This window comes from Streptomyces sp. NPDC004542 (assembly GCF_040610035.1).
Taxonomy (GTDB): domain Bacteria; phylum Actinomycetota; class Actinomycetes; order Streptomycetales; family Streptomycetaceae; genus Streptomyces.
This window is the reverse complement of record NZ_JBEXLP010000006.1, coordinates 23,054-44,707: the sequence shown is the minus strand read 5'-3', so window position 1 is coordinate 44,707 and position 21,654 is coordinate 23,054. Positions and strand designations below refer to the sequence as shown.

At 70.7% G+C, this 21,654-nt stretch carries 21 protein-coding genes, 1 tRNA gene and 1 riboswitch; of the genes, 16 read left to right on the top strand and 6 right to left on the bottom strand.

All coding sequences use genetic code 11. The features are described from left to right. Positions 1-138: 138 nt before the first annotated feature. From ABZX30_RS05655 to ABZX30_RS05610, 10 genes are all read left to right on the top strand, one after another. Complete coding sequence (locus ABZX30_RS05655; protein WP_355929232.1) at positions 139-966, top strand: glycoside hydrolase domain-containing protein; 828 nt, start codon at positions 139-141, stop codon at positions 964-966. 198 nt (positions 967-1,164) lie between these two features. Next, positions 1,165-1,812 carry a SurA N-terminal domain-containing protein gene (locus tag ABZX30_RS05650; RefSeq protein ID WP_355929229.1) on the top strand — a complete coding sequence of 216 codons (648 nt, stop codon included), beginning with the start codon at positions 1,165-1,167 and terminating at the stop codon, positions 1,810-1,812. A gap of 99 nt (positions 1,813-1,911) precedes the next feature. Beyond that, positions 1,912-2,964, top strand: coding sequence for a nucleoside triphosphate pyrophosphohydrolase (locus ABZX30_RS05645; RefSeq protein ID WP_355929227.1), 1,053 nt, complete (start codon positions 1,912-1,914; stop codon positions 2,962-2,964). Beyond that, positions 2,961-4,253 (top strand): cytochrome P450, encoded by a 1,293-nt coding sequence (locus ABZX30_RS05640; RefSeq protein ID WP_355929225.1) that lies wholly within the window; start codon positions 2,961-2,963, stop codon positions 4,251-4,253. The genes ABZX30_RS05645 and ABZX30_RS05640 overlap by 4 nt, the downstream gene beginning before the upstream one ends. A 182-nt stretch (positions 4,254-4,435) precedes the next feature. Further along, complete coding sequence (locus ABZX30_RS05635; RefSeq protein ID WP_355929222.1) at positions 4,436-5,491, top strand: transglycosylase family protein; 1,056 nt, start codon at positions 4,436-4,438, stop codon at positions 5,489-5,491. A gap of 182 nt (positions 5,492-5,673) precedes the next feature. Next, positions 5,674-5,858, top strand: a riboswitch (cyclic di-AMP (ydaO/yuaA leader). Positions 5,859-5,862: 4 nt separating this feature from the next. Continuing rightward, complete coding sequence (locus tag ABZX30_RS05630; protein ID WP_355929221.1) at positions 5,863-6,582, top strand: transglycosylase family protein; 720 nt, start codon at positions 5,863-5,865, stop codon at positions 6,580-6,582. Between the two features lie 404 nt (positions 6,583-6,986). Beyond that, positions 6,987-8,282 carry a phosphopyruvate hydratase gene (gene eno, locus ABZX30_RS05625; RefSeq protein ID WP_355929218.1) on the top strand — a complete coding sequence of 432 codons (1,296 nt, stop codon included), beginning with the start codon at positions 6,987-6,989 and terminating at the stop codon, positions 8,280-8,282. A gap of 155 nt (positions 8,283-8,437) precedes the next feature. Further along, a complete protein-coding gene (locus ABZX30_RS05620) occupies positions 8,438-8,914 on the top strand; it encodes a septum formation initiator family protein (RefSeq protein ID WP_355929216.1) in 477 nt (158 codons plus the stop codon). A 26-nt stretch (positions 8,915-8,940) separates the two neighbouring features. Next, on the top strand, positions 8,941-9,603 hold the full coding sequence (locus ABZX30_RS05615) for a DUF501 domain-containing protein (RefSeq protein WP_355929213.1): 663 nt from the start codon (positions 8,941-8,943) through the stop codon (positions 9,601-9,603). Then, positions 9,600-10,577, top strand: a complete 978-nt coding sequence (locus ABZX30_RS05610) for a Ppx/GppA phosphatase family protein (protein ID WP_355929210.1) — start codon at positions 9,600-9,602, stop codon at positions 10,575-10,577. Before ABZX30_RS05615 ends, ABZX30_RS05610 begins: the two co-directional genes overlap by 4 nt. A gap of 39 nt (positions 10,578-10,616) precedes the next feature. Here the strand turns inward: ABZX30_RS05610 and ABZX30_RS05605 are convergent, their stop codons facing one another. After that, complete coding sequence (locus tag ABZX30_RS05605; protein ID WP_199210820.1) at positions 10,617-10,886, bottom strand: type II toxin-antitoxin system RelE/ParE family toxin; 270 nt, start codon at positions 10,884-10,886, stop codon at positions 10,617-10,619. Then, the gene (locus tag ABZX30_RS05600) at positions 10,883-11,155 is read right to left on the bottom strand and encodes a type II toxin-antitoxin system Phd/YefM family antitoxin (RefSeq protein ID WP_355929207.1); all 273 of its coding nucleotides are present in this window, start codon (positions 11,153-11,155) and stop codon (positions 10,883-10,885) included. Before ABZX30_RS05600 ends, ABZX30_RS05605 begins: the two co-directional genes overlap by 4 nt. Positions 11,156-11,694: 539 nt before the next feature. Between ABZX30_RS05600 and ABZX30_RS05595 the strand changes: the two genes are divergently transcribed. Then, entirely contained in the window at positions 11,695-13,077 is a 1,383-nt protein-coding gene (locus tag ABZX30_RS05595; RefSeq protein WP_355929205.1) for an NAD(P)/FAD-dependent oxidoreductase, read from the top strand. A gap of 199 nt (positions 13,078-13,276) precedes the next feature. Next, positions 13,277-14,563, top strand: a complete 1,287-nt coding sequence (locus tag ABZX30_RS05590; RefSeq protein WP_355929203.1) for a class I SAM-dependent methyltransferase — start codon at positions 13,277-13,279, stop codon at positions 14,561-14,563. A gap of 82 nt (positions 14,564-14,645) precedes the next feature. Here the strand turns inward: ABZX30_RS05590 and ABZX30_RS05585 are convergent, their stop codons facing one another. Next, positions 14,646-17,174, bottom strand: a complete 2,529-nt coding sequence (locus tag ABZX30_RS05585; RefSeq protein WP_355929201.1) for an FtsX-like permease family protein — start codon at positions 17,172-17,174, stop codon at positions 14,646-14,648. After that, positions 17,174-17,974 carry an ABC transporter ATP-binding protein gene (locus tag ABZX30_RS05580; protein ID WP_355929198.1) on the bottom strand — a complete coding sequence of 267 codons (801 nt, stop codon included), beginning with the start codon at positions 17,972-17,974 and terminating at the stop codon, positions 17,174-17,176. The genes ABZX30_RS05585 and ABZX30_RS05580 overlap by 1 nt, the downstream gene beginning before the upstream one ends. Before the next feature lie 433 nt (positions 17,975-18,407). Here ABZX30_RS05580 and ABZX30_RS05575 point away from each other — a divergent pair. Beyond that, a tRNA-Leu gene (locus ABZX30_RS05575) sits at positions 18,408-18,490 on the top strand. Between the two features lie 127 nt (positions 18,491-18,617). Here ABZX30_RS05575 and ABZX30_RS05570 read toward each other — a convergent pair. Next, positions 18,618-18,866, bottom strand: coding sequence for a hypothetical protein (locus tag ABZX30_RS05570; RefSeq protein ID WP_355929195.1), 249 nt, complete (start codon positions 18,864-18,866; stop codon positions 18,618-18,620). Positions 18,867-19,181: 315 nt separating this feature from the next. Here ABZX30_RS05570 and ABZX30_RS05565 point away from each other — a divergent pair, with 315 nt between their 5' ends. Beyond that, a complete protein-coding gene (locus ABZX30_RS05565; protein ID WP_355929193.1) occupies positions 19,182-19,721 on the top strand; it encodes a hypothetical protein in 540 nt (179 codons plus the stop codon). 301 nt (positions 19,722-20,022) lie between these two features. After that, entirely contained in the window at positions 20,023-20,883 is an 861-nt protein-coding gene (locus ABZX30_RS05560; protein WP_355929190.1) for a Bax inhibitor-1/YccA family protein, read from the top strand. Between the two features lie 116 nt (positions 20,884-20,999). Here ABZX30_RS05560 and ABZX30_RS05555 read toward each other — a convergent pair whose 3' ends face one another. Continuing rightward, a complete protein-coding gene (locus ABZX30_RS05555; protein WP_355929187.1) occupies positions 21,000-21,230 on the bottom strand; it encodes a DUF4287 domain-containing protein in 231 nt (76 codons plus the stop codon). A gap of 105 nt (positions 21,231-21,335) precedes the next feature. On the opposite strand from ABZX30_RS05555, the gene ABZX30_RS05550 reads away from it, so the two are divergent. Continuing rightward, the gene (locus ABZX30_RS05550) at positions 21,336-21,647 is read left to right on the top strand and encodes a hypothetical protein (protein WP_355929184.1); all 312 of its coding nucleotides are present in this window, start codon (positions 21,336-21,338) and stop codon (positions 21,645-21,647) included. The last annotated feature ends 7 nt before the right edge of the window (positions 21,648-21,654 follow it).

The following is a 21,654-nucleotide window of genomic DNA, read 5'->3' as shown; positions in this document are numbered from 1 at the left end:
GGGCGGGGTTTCCCGAACGGGGGGACGGCGCGGGATAGGTTGCGGTCCGTTTGTGCCACGCAGTCTTCGCCATGCACTTTTCGCCACGCGAATCGCCGCGCGGTTTTCGCACACAGCACTACAGGGGTGGGGTCTTCCATGTCGAGCCATCGGCACTCCAAGAAGCGCAGGTACGTCACGTGGGCCGTCGCCGGTGCCGCCGTCGTGGCCGGAGCGGGGATCGCCGCGCAGACCTCCATGGCCGCCACCACCTGGCCCGCGCAGAAGACGTACACGGGCCGCGCCTTCGACACCTGCGCCGCGCCCTCCCAGTCCGCGATGAAGGCCTGGCACACCGGGTTCTACGGCGCCGCCGCCGTCTACGTGGGCGGCAAGAACCGCGGCTGCGCCCAGCCCAACCTCACCGCCTCCTGGGTGAAGTACGTCAGCGGCCTCGGCTGGAAGCTGATCCCGCTCTACGTCGGCGCCCAGCCGCCCTGCCAGTCCGGCTCCAACCCGGAGAAGCTGACCGCCTCCACCGCCGCCTCACTCGGCGCGTCCGACGCCGCCGACGCCGTGGCCAAGGCCTCCGCGCTCGGCATGAAGGCGGGCAGCCCGGTCTACCTGGACATGGAGGCGTACGACACCACGAACAAGTCGTGCAACGACGCCGTGCTGACGTACGTGCGTGCCTTCGACAAGGGCCTGCGCGCCAAGACGTACCGCTCCGGCTACTACGGCTTCACCAGTTCCAGCGCGAAGGCCGTCGCCACCGCCACGGACAAGACGGACCTGCCCGGCAACCTCTGGTACGCGCTGTGGGACAAGCAGAACACCACGACCGCGGACTGGCCGTGGGGCTCCACCCAGTTCACCAACCACAGCCGCGCCCACCAGTACATGGTCAACAGCAAGGAGACGCACGGCGGCGTCACGATCACCGTCGACCGTGACGCGTGGGACGCGCCGGTGGCCATCACCGGCTGACCGGCGGCCTCCCGGGACGCGCGGCGGTGCCCGAAGCGCGCGCGAATCGTTGGTCGAATGGGTTGGCCAGAGCTTGCCCACTGCCTACCATCGATCATCGCAAGACCTTGTGCGCCCGCTCGTCGCCCGATCACCACCCCTGACGGAGGAGGCGCTGGCGCGCCGCACCTGTTATTGCAATCTCCCTTGGAGGTCCCCTTGCACCGCCGCCGTCGCACCGCGCTCGTCCTGTCCGCCGCGATCGCCGCCGCGGCTCCCCTGCTCGCCGCCTGCGGAAACGACGCGCACGCCGGCGCGGCGGCCGTCGTCGGCGGACAGCGGATCACCGTCGCCCAGCTGGAGAGCCGGGTGAACGAGGTGCGCCGGGCGCAGCAGGCCGCGGTGCCGGACGAGGCGCAGTACCAGCAGGTCCTGGCCTCCACCAGCAGCCTCACCCGCGACACCCTGCACAACATGGTCCTCGACCGGGTGCTGCACCGTGCCGCGCAGGACCAGGGCGTCACGGTCAGCCGCAAGGAGATCCAGCGGATGCGCACCGGCTTGGAGCAGCAGGCGGGCGGGGCGAAGGGGCTGGAGACGACCTGGCTGCAGAAGTACGGCATCGCGCCCGCGCGCCTCGACGACAATCTGCGCCTCCAGGTCGAGGCGCAGAAGCTCGCCACCGAGCTCGGCACGGACACCACCCAGCCCGCGTTCTGGAAGGCCCTGTCCACCGCGTCCGAGGAGCTCCACGTCGACCTCAACCCGCGCTACGGCACCTGGGACGTGCAGAAGAGCAGCCGGGTCGACGCGAAGACGCCATGGCTGCGGGAGGTCACGGCGAGCGGGACACAGGAGACGGCGTAGGCAGGGTCCGGGCCGGAGGCCGGTCACACGATCCGACTGTCATCCCCGCCCTGTGGACAACGCGCGAGCCCCCCGGCCGGTGTGCGTTACGTTCGAGGCGTGAACACCACCAGCCTCGAAGACGCCCAGGTGCCGGGCCCGGACGCCGCCCCCGGCCGGATCGTCCTGCTCACCACCAGCCACCGTGTCGCACCCGGCCTGCTGTCCTGGCCCGCCTGGCAGGCGCTGCGCGCCGCCGACCGCGTGCTGTGCGCGGACGGCGCCCATCCGCAGCTGCCCTACCTGCGCGAGGCCGGGACGGCAGTCGACGAGGCCGCCCCGACCGCCCAGGAACTCGTCGACGCCTGCGCCGGCGGGCACACGGTGGTGGTCGTGGCGACGGGCGAGGGCGAGCCGGCCCTGACGGACGGCCTGGCCCGCCTGGCCGGCACCGGCCGGGTCCGGATGCCGGAGCTGGAGCTGCTCCCCGCCTCCTACGACCTGCCCGGTGCCCGCCTCCTCGACCTCGTCCAGGTCATGGACCGCATCCGCGCCGAGTGCCCCTGGTCCTCCCGGCAGACCCACGAGGGCCTGGTGAAGTACGGCATCGAGGAGGCGTACGAACTCGTCGAGGCGATCGAGGCCGGCGACCGCGAGGAGCTGCGCGAGGAACTGGGCGACGTCCTGCTCCAGGTCGTCTTCCACGCCCGCATAGCCGAGGAGAACCCCGACGCCCCCTTCTCCATCGACGACGTGGCCGGCGGCATCGTCGCCAAGCTCATCCACCGCCACCCGCACGTCTTCGGTGACGCCACGGCCGAGACCCCCGAGGAGGTCAAGGAGCACTGGCTGCGGACCAAGGCGGCCGAGAAGCGGCGCACCTCCGTGACGGAGGGCGTCCCCCTCGGCCAGCCCGGCCTCGCCCTCGCCGCGAAGCTCTCCTCCCGGGTGCGCACCGCGGGCCTGGACGTGCCCCTGCCCCAGGGCGAGGGCATCGGCTACGACCTCCTGGCACTCGCGACGCGTGCCGAGGCGGACGGCGTCGACCCCGAGGCGGCACTGAGGGCGGCGGCACGGGCCTACCGGGACGCGATACGGGCCGCCGAGGGTGTGGCGGGCCGGCCCCGGCCCCCGAGGCACGCGCCGGAAGGCCCGGATACCGTCGGGGGGTGACCAACCAGCCCCACCCCCACGCGGCCCCCGGCACGCCCGGCGCGCCCGGCCCAGAACTCTTCACCTGGGAGTTCGCGAGCGACCCCTACCCGGCCTACGCCTGGCTCCGGGAGCACGCGCCCGTGCGGCGCACCAAGCTGCCCAGCGGGGTGGAGGCCTGGCTGGTCACCCGGTACGCCGACGCCAAGCAGGCGCTGGCCGACCCGCGGCTGTCGAAGAACCCCGCGCACCACGACGAGCCCGCGCACGCCAAGGGCAAGACGGGGATTCCGGGGGAGCGCAAGGCCGAGCTGATGACGCATCTGCTCAACATCGACCCGCCGGACCACACCCGGCTGCGCCGGCTGGTCAGCAAGGCGTTCACTCCGCGCCGCGTCGCCGAGTTCGCGCCGCGGGTACGGGAGCTGACGGACCGGCTCATCGACGGGTTCGCCGCGAAGGGCTCGGCCGATCTCATCCACGAGTTCGCCTTCCCGCTCCCCATCTACGCCATCTGCGACCTGCTCGGCGTCCCGCGCGAGGACCAGGACGACTTCCGGGACTGGGCGGGCATGATGATCCGGCACGGCGGAGGACCGCGCGGCGGGGTCGCGCGGTCGGTGAAGAAGATGCGCGGCTACCTCGCCGAGCTCATCCACCGGAAGCGCGAGGCGCTCCCGGCCGTACCGGCGCCCGGCGAGGACCTCATCTCCGGTCTCATCCGCGCCTCCGACCACGGGGAGCACCTCACCGAGAACGAGGCCGCCGCCATGGCGTTCATCCTCTTGTTCGCGGGGTTCGAGACGACCGTCAACCTCATCGGCAACGGCACCTACGCCCTGCTCACCCACCCGCGGCAGCGCCAGCTGCTGCAGGCCTCCCTGGCGCGCGGCGAACGGGACCTGCTGGAGACCGGTGTCGAGGAACTCCTGCGCTACGACGGCCCGGTGGAGCTCGCCACCTGGCGGTTCGCCACCCGGCCGGTCACCGTCGGCGGGCAGGACATCGCACCCGGCGACCCGGTCCTCGTCGTACTCGCCGCCGCGGACCGGGATCCCGAGCGGTTCGCTGACCCGGACGTCCTCGACCTCGGACGACGTGACAACCAGCACCTCGGTTACGGCCATGGAATCCACTACTGCCTCGGCGCCCCGCTCGCCCGGCTGGAGGGCCAGACCGCACTCGCCACCCTCCTCACCCGCCTTCCCGACCTCCGGCTCGCGGTGGAACCGGCCGATCTGCGGTGGCGTGGGGGACTCATCATGCGCGGACTGCGCACCCTGCCCGTGGAGTTCACGCCCGTGCGGTGACCGACGGGTGAGCGGGGAAGGGCCCGCGCGAAAGATGACACGCGCTCAACTTTGTGATCTTCACGTGATCTGCGCGGCATTAACTTGTGACAAGTGATCGTCTGCCGATACGTTCACTCGTCAGCGCGGCGTCTCTCCGCAGTCGCCGCGCTGGTCACTGCTGTCTTGCGAAAGGTCACCGCATGCTCTCCGGGAACGGTCGCCACCGTCGCCCCCGTCAGGCTCCGGCCCTCCTCGTCGCGGCCGGAGTGACCGGCTCCGCCATCGCCATCCCGCTGCTCGGCGCATCCGCGGCACACGCGGCCGACGGGACCACGTGGGACAAGGTGGCCGAGTGCGAGAGCGGCGGCTCGTGGAGTGCCAACACGGGTAACGGCTACTACGGCGGTCTGCAGATCTCCCAGGACGACTGGGACAAGTACGGCGGCCTCGCGTACGCCGCCGGCCCGGACGAGGCCAGCCGTTCGCAGCAGATCGCGGTCGCCGAGAAGATCCTCGCCGACCGGGGCACCGAACCCTGGACCACCTGCGCCCTGCTCTCCGGTCTCACGTCGAACTCCGGTTCGGTGAACGTGGACACGGGCGTCGGAGGGTCCGGATCATCCGGTTCCGGCGATTCCTCCTCTTCGTCCAAGTCGTCTGACGCGTCTGGCGTGAAGGGGTTCAAGAGCTCCAAGGGCTCCAAGGAGTCCGCGGATTCTTCGGACACTTCGTCTGGTTCATCGGGTTCGTCGGGATCGTCCGGTTCTGGTTCCAGCTCCTCGTCCTCGCGCGACTCGGGCGCCGGTGCCGCCGGCTCTCAGGATGCCGACGACTCCTCCGGCTCCACCGGTTCCGGCGCGTCGGACAAGTCGGCGTCCTCCGGTTCCGGGAAGCCCCAGGAGGGCGGCAGCTCGTCCTCGATGTCTCCCGAGATCGACAAGTCGGACGATTCATGGCAAACCGGCGGCTCTTGGAGTCTTGTGGACACCGGGGCGATCAGTGGCGGCCGTCATCGGGGCGACAGTGCGGACGAAAGCGTGACAAACGGTCAGGACGGCGCCACCTCCGGCCGTCACGCCGCACGCGACTACACCGTCCGCGCCGGTGACACCCTCGCCTCCATCGCCGACTCCCTTGACCTCGAGGGCGGATGGCGCGCGCTCTATGCCGCGAACAAGGACGCCATCGGGGCCGACCCGAACAACATCGCCGCCGGTCAGACCCTGGAACTGAGTGTCGAAACGGGTGCAAAGTAGCGGGAGTTGACACCCCATTTTGGGCTTGTTGTCCGGTTTGGTGAAAGTGTGGGATGAGTCTCAGAAGCCCTGATCGTCTTTGAAATTCGGCGGATCGCGTGTCTACGGTCGTGACCGCTCGCCAACGCGGGCCCCGGCCGCCGCAACGCCGAATCCTGCCAGCGGCTGCCCGGGAACAGTCGTCGCGTCAAGCGCCGTAGGCAGGAGCGGGGGACCCAAGGTAGGCGCCGGGCCCGGAGGTCGACAGACCACCGGGGACGGCTAGGGGTGGAGCCGTGCCTCGCACGAGAACCGTGCGAGTTACGGCCGGGCAACTCAACCGGCCCGAACCCGACAGCTCACCTCGCAGGCGTCGGTGAGGGGATCGATCCATGCTGTTTTCCGGCAAGGGCAAGCACCGCCGTCCGTCCAAGGCCGTCCGCGCCATCGCAGTCGCCGGTGTCACCGGCGCCGCCGTCGCCGCCCCGCTGATGGCGGCCGGCAACGCCTCCGCCGCCACCGCCTCCGAGTGGGACACGGTCGCCCAGTGCGAGTCCGGCGGCAACTGGTCCATCAACACCGGTAACGGCTACTACGGCGGTCTGCAGTTCTCCGCCTCCACCTGGGCCGCGTACGGCGGCACGCAGTACGCCCCCCAGGCCAACCAGGCCTCCAAGGCCCAGCAGATATCCGTCGCCGAGAAGGTCCTCGCCGCGCAGGGCAAGGGTGCCTGGCCGGTCTGCGGCAAGGGCCTGTCCGGCGCCGCCTACACCGGTTCGAGCAGCGGCTCCGCCGGCTCTTCGGGCTCCTCCGGCTCTTCGAGCTCCGCCGGTTCCTCGGGCTCCGCCGGCAGCACCAGCCGCTCGGCCGACCAGCAGGCCGCCTCCCGCTCCGCGGAGCGCCCGGCCGCCAAGAAGACCGTCACCACCCCGACCGGCAAGAAGGTCAAGAAGGGCGACGGCGAGTACAAGGTCGTCAAGGGTGACACCCTCAGCTCGATCGCCGCGAAGCACCACGTCGCCGGCGGCTGGCAGAAGCTGTTCCGGCTGAACAAGGACATCATCGCCGACGCCGACGTCATCTACCCCGGCCAGCAGCTGCACCTGAAGTGACACCCGGCTGGTAGCAGAGCCACAGCGCCCTCACATCCGTGGCCCCCATGATGGGACCCGTGAGGGTCCCGCCCCCGTCCCCCGTGGGGCTCCCCGCCCCGGTGCGTGTTCCCCCGCACGCACCGGGGCGGGGTTTTCTCTTCCCTCCTCCCCTCCCTCCTCCCCCTCCCCTCTTCTCCTCCCGCCCGTTCCCCTCCCTCCCGCTCCTTCTTGTCCTTCGACTTGTCCTTCGACTTGTCCTTCCGCACGAATTTGCCTCCCCGCCCTTTGTTCCGGGCAGGAACAATGTGTACCGTCGCCGTGTCCACGGGACGGTCGGTCGGCTGCTGACGCCCCGGGGACGGTTAGGCTCTAGTCGCAAGGCACACCAGCCCCGCACTTTCAGCGTCACATCCAAGAAGGAGATGCTCGTGCCGTCCATCGACGTCGTCGTAGCCCGGGAAATCCTGGACTCCCGAGGCAACCCCACGGTCGAGGTCGAGGTCGGCCTCGACGACGGCAGCACGGGTCGTGCCGCCGTCCCGTCCGGCGCCTCCACCGGCGCCTTCGAGGCCATCGAGCTCCGCGACGGTGACCCCAACCGCTACCTGGGCAAGGGCGTCGAGAAGGCCGTCCTCGCCGTCATCGAGCAGATCGGCCCGGAGCTGGTCGGCTACGACGCCACCGAGCAGCGTCTGATCGACCAGGCGATGTTCGACCTCGACGCCACCGACAACAAGGGCTCCCTGGGCGCCAACGCCATCCTCGGCGTCTCGCTCGCCGTGGCCCACGCCGCCTCCGAGGCCAGCGACCTCCCCCTCTTCCGCTACCTGGGCGGCCCGAACGCGCACCTGCTGCCGGTGCCGATGATGAACATCCTGAACGGCGGCTCGCACGCCGACTCCAACGTGGACATCCAGGAGTTCATGATCGCCCCGATCGGCGCGGAGTCCTTCTCCGAGGCGCTGCGCTGGGGCGCCGAGGTCTACCACACCCTGAAGAAGGTCCTGAAGTCCAAGGGCCTGGCCACCGGCCTCGGCGACGAGGGCGGCTTCGCCCCGAACCTCGAGTCCAACCGCGCCGCCCTCGACCTCATCATCGAGGCGATCAAGCAGGCCGGCTACATCCCGGGCGAGCAGATCGCGCTCGCGCTCGACGTCGCCGCGTCCGAGTTCTACAAGGACGGCAAGTACGAGTTCGAGGGCAAGTCCCGCTCGGCCGCCGAGATGACGGAGTACTACGAGGAGCTCGTCGCGGCCTACCCGCTGGTCTCCATCGAGGACCCGCTGTTCGAGGACGACTGGGCCGGCTGGAAGGTCCTCACCGACAAGCTCGGCGACAAGGTCCAGATCGTCGGCGACGACCTGTTCGTCACCAACCCGGAGCGCCTGGCCCGCGGCATCGAGGAGGGCACCGCCAACGCCCTGCTGGTCAAGGTCAACCAGATCGGCTCGCTGACCGAGACCCTGGACGCCGTCGAGCTGGCCCAGCGCAACGGCTTCAAGTGCATGATGTCCCACCGCTCCGGCGAGACCGAGGACGTCACCATCGCCGACCTGGCCGTCGCCACCAACTGCGGCCAGATCAAGACCGGTGCCCCGGCCCGCTCCGAGCGCGTCGCCAAGTACAACCAGCTGCTGCGCATCGAGGAGATCCTCGACGACGCGGCGGTCTACGCCGGCCGCAGCGCGTTCCCGCGGTTCCGCTCCGCGAACCAGTAGGCACGGCAAGGCGTCCGCCGAGGTCTTGGAGGGCTGACCCAACCGGTCAACCACGAGTGAGGCCTAGCCAGTCGTACGTACGTCCCCGTACCCGGTCCCGTACCGTGTCCGGGGACGTACGCACGTAGGAAACACCAGGGGAGGCGGAGAGCCAGATGGCCGCGAAGGAACGGGACCGTTTCTCCACCGCGACCAGGATCCGGCTGCTCGGCGAGCAGACGGCGGCCCGGGTCTACCGCTCCCAGACCAAACGGCAGGCCCACCGGTCCCGGCTCACCAGCCGGGCCGCGCTGCTCGCCCTCGTGGTGTGCACCCTGGTGGTGGCCCTGGCCTACCCGATGCGGCAGTACGTCTCGCAGCGCGCCCAGATCGCCGACCTGCAGCGGCAGAAGCAGCAGGCCGCGGAGCGGGTCGAACAGCTGCGCGACCTCAAGGCGCGGTGGCAGGACGACGCGTACGCCGAGCAGCAGATCCGGCGGCGGCTGCACTATGTGATGCCGGGGGAGACCGGATACGTCGTGATCGACCCGGACGCGACCAAGCAGGCGCGGGCCGACCTGGTGGCGGCCGACCGCCCCTGGTACGCGAACGTCTGGGACGGGGTCGACAAGTCCGACGCCTCCGACCAGTGAACCCACAGAGAGACTTTCGTACAGGCATGGAAACTCCCCCCCGCCGCCCGACCACCACCCCTCGGGGGCAGCGCTGCGCGCTGACGGTGTTCGATCTGCCCTCCACTCCGCGCACCGAGCCCACCGACGCCGACGTCGAGGCATTCCAGCTGCAGCTGGGCCGGCCCCCGCGCGGACTGCGCGCCATCGCGCACCGGTGCCCGTGCGGGCAGCCGGACGTCGTGGAGACCGCCCCCCGGCTGCCGGACGGCACGCCCTTCCCGACGCTGTACTACCTGACGTGCCCGCGCGCCGCCTCGGCGATCGGCACGCTCGAGGCCGACGGCGTGATGAAGGAGATGACGGAGCGGCTGGCCTCCGATCCGGGGCTCGCGGCCGCCTACCGCGCCGCGCACGAGGACTACATCCGGCGCCGCGACGAGATCGAGGAGCTGACGGGCTTCCCGAGCGCCGGCGGCATGCCGGACCGGGTGAAGTGCCTGCACGTCCTCGTGGCGCACTCGCTGGCGGCGGGGCCGGGCGTGAACCCCCTCGGCGACGAGGCGCTCGCGATGCTGCCGGAGTGGTGGCGCAAGGGGCCGTGCGTGACGCCTCCCGGGCCGCCGTCCGGCGAGGACTGGCAGGTGGAGACGGTGGAGGACGGCACCGGCCACTTCGCCTTCAAGCCGGTCGAAGGAGACGCCCTGTGACCCGCGTGGCCGCCATCGACTGCGGTACGAACTCCATCCGCCTGCTCGTCGCCGACGCGACCGTGTCCCGTGGCGCCTCCGGCGCGGGCGAGACCGGCGAACTCGTCGAACTGGACCGGCGCATGGTCGTCGTGCGGCTCGGGCAGGGCGTCGACCGCACCGGGCGGCTCGCCCCCGAGGCGCTGGAGCGGACCTTCGCCGCCTGCCGTGAGTACGCCGCGGCCATCAAGGAGCACGGGGCCGAGCGGGTCCGGTTCGTGGCCACCTCCGCCTCCCGGGACGCCGAGAACCGGGACGAGTTCGTGCGCGGGGTGGTGGACATCCTCGGCGTCGAGCCCGAGGTGATCTCCGGTGACCAGGAGGCCGCGTTCTCCTTCACCGGCGCCACGAAGGAGCTGACCGGGCAGGACCACCTCGACCGGCCCTTCCTGGTGGTGGACATCGGCGGCGGGTCGACGGAGTTCGTGGTCGGCGACGACCACGTGCGCGCGGCGCGCTCCGTGGACATCGGCTGCGTGCGCATGACGGAACGGCACCTGGTGCGGGACGGCAGGGTGAGCGATCCGCCCACCGAGGACCAGATCGCCGCGATACGGGCGGACATCGAGGCCGCCCTCGACCTCGCCGAGGAGACGGTCCCGCTGCGCGAGGCGCGCACGCTGGTCGGTCTCGCCGGGACCGTCACCACCGTGTCGGCGATCGCGCAGGACCTGCCCCGGTACGACTCCGCGGCCATCCACCACTCACGGATCTCCCTGGACCGGGTCCGCGAGATCACAAGAGGGCTGCTCCGCTCGACCCATGCCGAGCGGGCGGCGATCCCCTCCATGCACCCGGGCCGGGTCGACGTGATCGGCGCCGGCGCCCTGGTCCTGCTCGCGATCATGGAGCGGACCGGTGCCGAGGAGGTCGTCGTGAGCGAGCACGACATCCTCGACGGAATCGCCTATTACGCGGCCGAGACGCCGTCGTAGGCCACCCCGACGGGATCGCCCGGTCTTCGGCCCGACCGCCTACAGGTTGCGGTAGACGTCCCGCCGGTCGCCCACCTTGACGACGAGGATGACGAGTTCACCATCGTTGATCTGGTAGGCGACCCGGTAGCTTCCGACCCGGAGCCGGTAGAGCCCCGACGGGCCGGTGAGCTTCTTGACATCGGCGTCCTCGCGGTACGGGTCGTCGCCGAGCGCGGTCAGTGCGGTCAGGATGCGCATGGCGTCGGGCCGGCTGATGGCCCGGAGCTGCCGCTGCGCTGCCGTGGTGAACCGGAAGGCGTACTTCACGCCGCTTCGCCGTCGTGCTCGGTGAACAGATCCGCCAGCAGTTCCGCCATCGTCACGGTGGGACCGCCCTCGGCCAGGACCGCTTCGGCTTCGCGCGCCAGCATCACGTCGGCCGCTTCCTCCAGCGCCTCGAAGTCCGCGATCGGAACCACGGCCGCCACCGGAGCGCCGTTACGCGTGATGACGGTCGCAACGCCTTCCTCGGCCCGGTTGATGTGGTCGGCGAGGTGCGCGCGGGCTTCCCGTACGGTCACGGTGTTCTCAGTCATGGGATTAGTGTACGCATGCGCGTGTACACGTGGTCCGCCGCGGGGAGTCGCGTTCGTGGGCCATCCTCGGCGGCATCGCGGGGGCGGTGTTCCAGGCCTCTTTTGTTACCGATCGGTAGCCACCGGGTGAGCAGGTCGGACAACGTTTGAGCGCCACCGAGGGGGCCTGTCGGGCCCCTCCGTGGCGCTCCGCCGGAAAAGTTCGTGAAGTTCTTCACAAGGAATTCGGCCCGTCAGGGGGATCCCAGAGGTTCCCTTGAGCCGTTCGGGGGTTCAACAGGCCTGGGAGGGCCTTCGGCAGCGCTTCGCGGGGTGGCGTTCGGTGAGGGTTCGTGAGGGTCGTTTCCGGGCGCTCACAGGGGGTGCCGACAGGCGGAGAGGCAGCTCACGCGCCATTGACAACGGGTAGCGCCGACGACGGGTTCCCGTTCGCGATCATGACCTCCGTCACGCGGGTCGCGGAGGATAACACAGGCCCTCGGCAACCTTGTGAAGGGGCGCACGAGCCACCCCCCAGGGGCGGGTGGATACTCGATGCCATGAGCACCACGGAGCGTCCCAGGATCCTCGTAGTAGGCGGTGGGTACGTAGGCCTGTACGCAGCTCGGCGCATCCAGAAGAAGATGCGCTACGGCGAGGCGACCGTCACGGTCGTCGACCCCCGGTCGTACATGACCTACCAGCCCTTCCTGCCCGAAGCCGCCGCCGGCAACATCTCCCCTCGCCACGTCGTCGTCCCGCTGCGGCGCGTGCTGCCGAAGGCGGAGGTCCTCACCGGCCGGGTCACCACCATCGACCAGGACCGCAAGGTCGCCACGATCGCCCCGCTGGTCGGCGAGGCGTACGAGCTGCCCTTCGACTACCTCGTCGTCGCGCTCGGCGCGGTCTCCCGCACCTTCCCGATCCCCGGCCTCGCCGAGCAGGGCATCGGCATGAAGGGCATCGAGGAGTCCATCGGCCTGCGCAACCACGTCCTCGAGCAGCTCGACAAGGCCGACTCCACGACCGACGAGGAGATCCGCCGCAAGGCGCTCACGTTCGTCTTCATCGGCGGTGGCTTCGCGGGCGCGGAGACCATCGGCGAGGTCGAGGACATGGCCCGGGACGCGGCCAAGTACTACAAGAACGTGTCCCGCGAGGACATGCGCTTCATCCTCGTCGACGCCGCCGACAAGATCCTCCCCGAGGTCGGTCCGAAGCTCGGCCAGTACGGCAAGGAGCACCTCGAGGGCCGCGGTGTCGAGGTCTACCTGTCCACCTCCATGGACTCCTGCGTCGACGGCCACGTCGTGCTCAAGAACGGCCTCGAGGTCGACTCCCACACCATCGTGTGGACCGCGGGCGTCAAGCCCAACCCGGCCCTGGCCCGCTACGGCCTCCCGCTCGGTCCGCGCGGCCACGTCGACTGCGAGCCCACGCTCCAGGTCAAGGGCACGGACTACATCTGGGCCGCCGGTGACAACGCCCAGGTGCCCGACCTCGTCGGCCGCAAGGCGGGCAACGAGAACGCCTGGTGCCCGCCGAACGCCCAGCACGCGCTGCGCCAGGCCAAGGTCCTCGGCGACAACGTGATCTCCGGTATGCGGGGCTTCCCGCAGAAGGACTACTCGCACGCCAACAAGGGCGCGGTGGCCGGCCTCGGCCTCCACAAGGGCGTGGCGATGATCGTCATGGGCAAGATGAAGATCAAGCTCAAGGGCCGTCTCGCCTGGTACATGCACCGTGGCTACCACGGTCTGGCGATGCCGACCTGGAACCGCAAGATCCGCATCTTCGCGGACTGGACGCTCGGCATGTTCCTCAAGCGCGAGGTCGTCTCCCTGGGCGCCATGGAGAACCCGCGCGAGGAGTTCTACGAGGCCGCCAAGCCGGCCCCGGTCGCCGCCGCCGCGAAGACCGAGGAGAAGGCCAAGGCCTCCTGACCTGACCCGGTCACCGGACCGGACGAAGGACCTCCCGCCATCCGTGGTGCGGGAGGTCCTTCGGCGTTGTGGGCGCCCGACGTTGCGCGGAAAGGGTGTTTGCCCAGCCGTAACACCATTGCGGGACTGTGCCGTGGGCGTGCGGGTGTTTACGTGGGGGAGGACATTCCGGGGTTTCGTCGTCACGGAGGTGTGCGCCATGGCCGACGCCGCGTCGCGGCTCAAGAGCCTGCTCGAACAGTTGCTGGGAGTGCCGCTCCCGGTGCGTATCCGCGCCTGGGACGGTTCGCAGGCGGGACCGCCCGGCGCACCGGTGCTGATCGTCCGCAACCGCCGCGCCGTGCGCCGGCTGCTGTTCAAGCCGGGCGAACTGGGCCTGGCCCGCGCCTGGGTGGCAGGTGACCTGGAGATCGAGGGGGACCTGTACACGGCCCTGAAGCTGATGTCCGGCCTGGTCTGGGAGCGCGGGGAGGACGCCCGCACCCTCGTGCAGACGCTGCGCGACCCCGAGGCCAGGGCCGCCGCCCGCGGACTGCTCCGGCTCGCCGGACCCCCGATCCCGCCCGCGCCGCCCCGCGAAGAGGTACGCCGGCGCCGCCACCTGCACACCAGGCGCAGCGACAGCCGCGCCATCAGCCACCACTACGACGTCGGCAACGACTTCTACGAGATCGTCCTCGGCCCCTCCATGGTGTACTCCTGCGCCTACTGGGAGGAGGACGGCACCCTGGAGTCCGCCCAGCGCGACAAGCTGGAACTGGTCTGCCGCAAGCTCGCCCTGACCCCCGGTCAGCGCCTGCTCGACGTCGGCTGCGGCTGGGGCTCGATGGCGATCCACGCCGCCCGGGAGCACGGCGTGAGCGTCGTCGGCGTGACCCTCTCCCAGGAGCAGGCCGCGTACGCCCGCAAGCGGATCGCCGACGAGGGGCTCACCGACCGGGTGGAGATCAGGGTGCAGGACTACCGGGACGTCACCGACGGCCCGTACGACGCGATCTCCTCCATCGGCATGGCCGAGCACGTCGGCGCGGAACGGTACCTGGAGTACGCGAGGGCCCTGTACGCCCTGCTCAGGCCCGGCGGACGGCTCCTGAACCACCAGATCGCCCGCCGTCCGCATCGCGACGAGTCGGCGTACCACGTGGACGAGTTCATCGACGCCTACGTCTTCCCCGACGGCGAGCTCGCCCCCCTCGGCACCACGGTCACCCAGCTGGAGCGGGCCGGTTTCGAGGTCCGGGACGTGGAGTCGATCCGCGAGCACTACGCCCGCACCCTGCGCCGGTGGGTCGCCAACCTGGAGGCCGGCTGGCCGCGCGCGGTCCGGCTCACCAGCCCCGGCCGCGCCCGCGTCTGGCAGCTGTACATGGCGGCCTCCGCGCTCGCCTTCGAGGGCAGCCGCATCGGCGTCAACCAGGTCCTCGCGGTCCGTACCCCCGAGTCGGGCGAGTCGGGGCTGCCGCTGCGGTCCCGTACCTGGACCTGACTGCGCGCGGCCCCGCTCTCCGGCCGGGTCCGCGAGGACCGGAGGGGCCGGTGGGGAGCGGGGCCGCGGGCCGCCGTGCGGGCTACTCCGACTTGATGGCGTCCAGCATGTTCAGCCGGGCCGCGCGCCGGGCCGGCCACAGGGCCGCCAGGACGCCGACCGCGCCGGCCAGCAGCAGGAAGAAGGCGATCCGGGCCCACGGCACGACCAGTTCGTAGGTCGCCAGCTTCGTCCCGAGCAGCTCACCGGCCGCCCAGCCGAAGAACACGCCCAGGCCGATGCCCAGCACCGCGCCGAAGAGGGAGATCACCAGGGACTCCAGGCGGACCATCCGCTTGACGGCCTTGCGGTCCAGGCCGATCGCACGGAGCATGCCGATCTCCTGGGAGCGTTCGAAGACCGACATGGCCAGGGTGTTGACGACGCCGAGGACCGCCACGATCACGGCCATCGCCAGCAGGCCGTAGACCATGTTCAGCATCAGCGTGAACATCTTCGCGACCGAGTCGGACAGGTCCTTCCTGTCCTGGACCTGGATCGCCGGGTTGCTCCCCAGCGCCTTCTCCAGCCGGTCCTTGGCCGCGTCGGACGCGCCGCCCGCCGTCTTGACCATGACCCGCATGTCGGCCGGATCCGTCTGGTGCGGCGTCAGGGCCGTGGTGTCCAGCATGATGCCGTGGATCATCTGGTTGCCCTCGTACACCCCGGCGACCGTCAGCTTCTGCCGCTTGCCGTCCTCGTAGTGCACGGTGAAGTCCGAACCGGCCCTCCAGTGGTGGGACGTGGCGGTGTCGTCGTCGACGACGACCCGTGAGCCGCCCACCTCGAAGGATCCGTCCTCGACCTTCAGGTCGGTCAGCCGGCCGATGACCGGGCCGTTGACGCCGGTCAGGTACTCGGTCCGGCCGTCGATGCGGGAGGGCGCGTTGCGCAGCGGGCTGGTGGCGGTGACCCCGTCGGTGGCGGCGAGCTTGCCGGCCACGTCCGGGGAGAGTTCGGTGCCGCCCGCCATCGACACCACGTAGTCCGCGCGGATCGCCGCGCTCGCCATCTTGTCGATCGACTTCTGCAGGCTGCCCGCCATCACCGTCATACCGGTGATCAGGGTCAGGCCGATCATCAGAGCGGAGGCCGTGGCGGCCGTACGGCGCGGGTTGCGCACCGAGTTCTGCCGGGCCAGCTTGCCGGAGACCCCGAACGCGCGCAGTGCCGGCGCGGCGGCCGCGATCAGCGGGCGGGACAGCAGCGGGGTCAGCACGAACACGCCGGTGATCAGCAGGACGGCACCCAGACCCATCGGGGCCTGCCCGTCGGAGCCGTCCATCGTGGTGGCCGCCAGGACCACCGCCACGCCGGCCGCCGAGAACAGGGCGCCGATCGTGTTGCGCAGCACCAGCGACCTGGTGGTCGCCTTCGCGTGCACCGCGCTCATCGCGGCCACCGGCGGGATCTTCGCGGCGCGCCGGCCGGGCAGCCAGGCGGCCAGCATGGTGATCACGACGCCCACCGCGAGGGCGGCGACGACCGTGCCGGGCGTGACGACCAGCGGGCCGTCCGGGACGGTCGCGCCGAGCGAGTTCATCAGCGACCGCAGCCCGGCGCCGATGCCGATGCCGGCGGCCAGCCCGGTCACCCCGGCGACCGTGCCCACCACGAACGCCTCGATGAGTACCGAGCGGGTGACCTGGCGGCGGGAGGCGCCGACCGCGCGCAGCAGGGCCAGCTCCCTGGTGCGCTGGGCGACCAGCATGGTGAAGGTGTTGGCGATGATGAACGTGCCGACGAAGAGCGCGATGCCCGCGAAGACCAGCAGGCCCTGCTTCAGCCCGCTCATCGACGAGGCGATCGTGTCCGCCTGGTCGTCGGCGAGCGTGGTGCCGGTGGTGGTCTCCACCTCGTCCTTGGGCAGGGCATCGTCCAGTGCCTGCTTGAGCGCGCTCTGGCTGGTGCCCGGCTTCGCCTTGACGTCGATCTCGTCGTACGTGCCCGGCTTGCCGAACAGCTTCTGCGCGGTCGCCGTGTCGAACAGGGCGAGGCTGCCGCCGGCGGCGACGTTGCCGTCGTCGGTGGTGAAGATGCCGCTGACGGTCGGGGTGAGCACCGGGCCGTCGACGGAGATCCGCACGGTGTCGCCGACCTTGTAGCCGGCCCGCTCGGCGGTCCTGGAGTCGATCAGGACCTCGGTCCCGCCGCTCGGGGCGTGGCCGGCGACGAGCGGGTACCGGGCGTCCTTCGTGCCCCAGTAGTTCCCGCCCTCGGACTGCCAGCCGCCGCCGATCAGTTTGCCGTCCTTGCCGGCGATGGCGGTGAAGCCGGTGACGACGCCGGTCGCGGAGCCGGCCCCGGGGACCTTCGCGCTCCGCTCCAGCATCGCCTGCGTCAGCTCGGGGACCTTGCCGACGGTGTTGCCCCGGTCCGCCCGGCCCTCGGCCGTGACGGCGACGTCGACCTGGCCGAAGCCCTTGGCGGAGCTCTTCTGGTAGGCGTCGGAGATGGTGTTGGTGAAGACCAGCGTCCCGGACACGAACGCCACGCCGAGCATGACGGCGAGCACGGTCATCAGGAGCCGGGCCTTGTGCGCGAGTACGTTGCGCAGGGCGGTGTGGAACATCAGTTCGTACGGCCCTTCGCGTCGGACCCGGAGGTCTGGGGGGTTCCCCCGGGAAGACGCCGCATCGTGTCGAGGACGGAGTCCGCCGTGGGTCCGTACACCTCGTCGACGATCCGGCCGTCGGCCAGGAACACCACGCGGTCCGCGTACGCCGCGGCCACCGGGTCGTGGGTGACCATCACCACCGTCTGGCCCAGCTCCCGCACCGAGTTGCGCAGGAAGCCCAGTACCTCGGCGCCCGAGCGGGAGTCGAGGTTTCCGGTGGGCTCGTCGCCGAAGACGATGTCGGGCCTGGAGGCCAGGGCGCGGGCGACGGCGACGCGCTGCTGCTGGCCGCCGGAGAGCTGGGACGGCCGGTGGCTCAGCCGCCCGGACAGTCCGACCATCCGGATCACCGTGTCCAGCCACTGCTGGTCCGGCTTGCGGCCCGCGATGTCCATCGGGAGGGTGATGTTCTCCAGCGCCGTCAGGGTCGGCAGCAGGTTGAACGCCTGGAAGATGAACCCGATCTTGTCCCGGCGCAGCTTGGTCAGCTGCTTGTCCTTCAGGGAGCCCAGCTCCGTGTCGCCGATGCGCACGGACCCGGAGGAGAAGGCGTCCAGCCCGGCCACGCAGTGCATCAGCGTGGACTTGCCCGACCCGGAGGGCCCCATGATCGCGGTGAACTCGGCCTGCCGGAAGTCGACCGAGACCCGGTCGAGGGCGGTCACCCGGGTCTCACCCTGCCCGTAGATCTTCGACAGCTCCGTGGCGCGTGCGGCCACGGTGGTGGTCCGGCCGGCGGTGGGTGTGGTGGTCACGGGACGGTGCTCCTGTCAGGACGACGGCGTTCACGGGGACGCGATCCATCGTCGCGGCCCCGTGGCGTCCCGAAGTCACCCCCTGTTCCCGTTCCGGGGGCCGCCTGCGGTCGGACGGGGCGGCGTCACGTCATACCTGGGGATGACGGCCGACCCTGAGCGGTGGTCCGGAGGGGGCGGGCGGGAAGGCCGGGGCGGGACCGCACACCCTGTCGAGAACAGGTGGGGCCCCCTTGTTCGTACGGTGAAATTCCGTCATTCCGCGTACGCGCGCACCCCCCGCACGCAAGGCTATTGGCAAGTGCGGATGGCCTGTGCAGGAGCCTGACGCTCCCTCAGACCTCAATAAAATAAGACAACATCGAACTCCCCGCCCGCTGTTCGGGGGATGTATCCCGATAGGGTCAGAACCTCGAAGCGGAGCCCATGGCCTGCCCGGATGGTGGAATGCAGACACGGCGAGCTTAAACCTCGCTGCCCCTCGCGGGCGTACCGGTTCAAGTCCGGTTCCGGGCACCTTCCATGTCTGCGGCGTGCCGACGCAGGCCTGCGCCTCCTCGTTCGTTCCCAGGGCCGCGCTCAGTACGGCGACGGCCCGGGCGACGGCCACCCGCCCCGGTGGTGATCGCGTCCCCCGGGGTCGTCATCCTTCGTAGACGGTCAGTACCGCGCCCCCGATCTCGATCCGCCGGCCCGCTCGCATGCCGTTGCGGCGGAGCGTTTCCCGACAGGTGTGGAACAGGCGGAGTTCCTCCGCGTCCAGGATGGCGGCGGCCAGGTCCAGCAGGCCGGCGACCGCCTCCGTGGTGAGCACCTCGGGCAGGTCCCCGGACAGCAGGACGACCGATTCACCGGCGGGCCCCCGGACCACGGCCGTGGTCGGCCCCCCCATGCACGAACAACACACTTCCCCCCACAGAGCCCGTGGTCGTGCGGCTCTCGCGCCTCGGGCAGGACGAGAGACCAGCGGGGGATCTCGGTGGATTCGGGCGGTGTCGGATTCTTTTTCCGAGTCGGTGGTGGAGCGACCGTCCGATGACGTCGGACGGTCGGGCCGGCCGGAAGCCCGGTCACGTCTCCCGCGGTGAGCGGTCCAGCAGGGAATCCACCAGGGCGGCGACATGGCGGCGGTCGTCGGCCGACAGTTTCTGGACACTGGCGATGAGCAGATCCACCCCGGGGTCGTAGCGCCGCGACGCAGTCGCACGTGGCGGTCGCGTCGGACCATGTGTTCAGCCACGCCGACCGGGCGCACCACGCGCAGGCGAAGGACTCCTTCACCATCCGCCAGTTCGGCGACATGGACGCCACCGCCGTGCGCAACCAGGCCAACGCGGTCTCGGCGGGCTGCTCGGCCGACGACCACTGCCGGTCGGTGGCGCTGTCCTTCCAGATCGTCACGGTCGCGGGGGAGCACACCCGGCTGGACGCCGCGAACTTCAGTGACGCGGCGAACAGGAAGTGCACGGGCTGTCAGACCCTGGCCGGCGCCTACCAGTTCGTCGTCTCCACGCCCACCGTGTTCACCCTGGACGGCACCGCCCGGGGCAAACTCGCCGACATCCACCGCCGGCTGGACGGGCTGACCCGGTCCACGCTTCCGGCAGCCGACCTGAAGTCGAAGGTCGACGCTCTCGCCGTGGAGGTCACCGGTGTCCTCCACGACGCGGCGGCGCAGGCCCCGAAGGGCGACACGCGGCCCGACGTGACCCTGCACCGCCACCTCGACGGCTGGCCGGGCCACTGACCGAGCCCCGCCGTCACCCCCCCACCCTCCGCCGGGCCCGCGCTTTTGACCGCGGGCCCGGCGGACGGCTGTGCGCGGGCCGCCGGAACCGGCCCGGCCGCGCGGCCGTCCGTCCGTGTCCGGTTCCGGCTGTGTACCGGTTCGGTGAGGAATGGATCGCTCCGTGGCCGGGAATCACGCTTGCGCGTAGCGTGTTGGCCAGCACGGGCAGGGAAAGATCCTCCTCAAGTACTAGGATCCTTCCTTTGCCAATCCATTACTCTTGAGCCAAGGCCACGAAGGGTGGCCATGGAGGAGTGAAATGAGGAGCAGCAACCCGGTCTTCTCGCGACGGGGGTTCAGCCGCGACAACGGCTACGCGGGCTTCAGCACCGCGCCGCAGGCCGGGTACGCGCAGGGCAACCCGTACGCGCAGAACCCGTACGCGACCAACCCGTACGCCCAGACGGACCAGCAGTACGGCGCCCCGCCGCAGGCCCCGGTCTCCACCGGCCGGATGACGATGGACGACGTCGTCATGCGCTCGGCCACGACGCTCGGCACCGTCGCCCTCGGCGCGGTCCTCGCCTGGGCCCTGCTTCCCGTCTCGGCCGGCAGCTACGGCCTGGCGATCGTGTCCGCGCTGGTCGCGATGGTCCTGGCGCTCGTCCAGAGCTTCAAGCGCACCCCGTCGCCCGCGCTGATCCTGGGATACGCCGCCTTCGAGGGCGTCTTCCTCGGCGTGATCAGCGAGATGTACAACAGCCAGTGGAGCGGCGCCCCGTTCCAGGCGGTGCTCGGCACGATGGCGGTCTCGGCCGCCACCCTGCTGATCTACAAGGCGGGCTGGATCCGCGTCACCGCCCGGTACGCCCGGATCGGTCTGGCCATCGCCATGGCGTTCGTGCTGGTCATGGCGGTCAACCTGTTGCTGGTCGTGTTCGGCGTCGCCGAGGACGGCGGTCTGCGCAGCTTCGGCCCGCTGGGCGCGGCCGTGGGCATCCTCGCGGTGCTCATCGGCGCGTTCTTCCTGACCCTCGACTTCAAGCAGATCGAGGACGGCATCGCGTACGGCGCCCCGCGCCAGGAGGCCTGGCTGGCCGCGTTCGGCCTCACCCTGACCCTGGTGTGGATCTACGTGGAGATGCTGCGGCTCGCGGCCATCTTCAGCAGCAACGACTAGCGGCCGGCGGTCGTCGCAAGGGCCCCGGGTTCCGCCCGGGGCCCTTCGTCATGCGTGGGTTCGGGATACGTGGACTCGTCGGTTCTGGGTGCGCGGCCGGGGCCGGTCCAGTCGCCCTAGCGCAGCTTCCGCGCGGCCCTCCTCAGGTCGTACTCATGGACGATCGCCTTGGCGTGGCCGTACGCGAGGTTGTGCTCGTGCCGGAGCCAGCTGACCTTTTCCTCGAAGCGGAAGAGAGCGGGTCCGTCTTCGACGGTGCGCAGCCAGTCGGAGACTTCACGACCGGTGCACTGGGGGATGCGGGCGAGCAGGTTGCGGTGGGTCTCCTCGGAGAAGAGTTGGGACATCGGCGCCTCCGAACGCAAAGGGGATGTAAGCCGGTCCTTCAGGTCACCGTGCCCTAGCGTTGGCGTGTTGGCAACAGTCCCGCTGGGACGCGTTACGCTCACGGCGTGGTTGATACGACGCCCCTGACCCGTGCCGTGGATCATTTCGCCGACCGGCTGCGGGCGGCGCCGCAGTCCCGACTCCAGCGGGGCGCCGCCGCCGAGGCCCTGCGACTGGCCCGTGAGCTGGCCGGGTGGGCCCAGCGGCTCGAGGATCCCTCCGGGGAGCCCCGGGAGATGCCGGACGCGGGGATGTTCGCGGCGGCCGACCAGATCACCGTGGCCGGGCACGACCTGTCGCTCGTGCTGCCGGGCGACGCCGAGGTCGACGAGGCGGTACGGCTGGTGGCGGAGGCGCAGAAGAGGGCGGGGGTCTGAGGCGCCG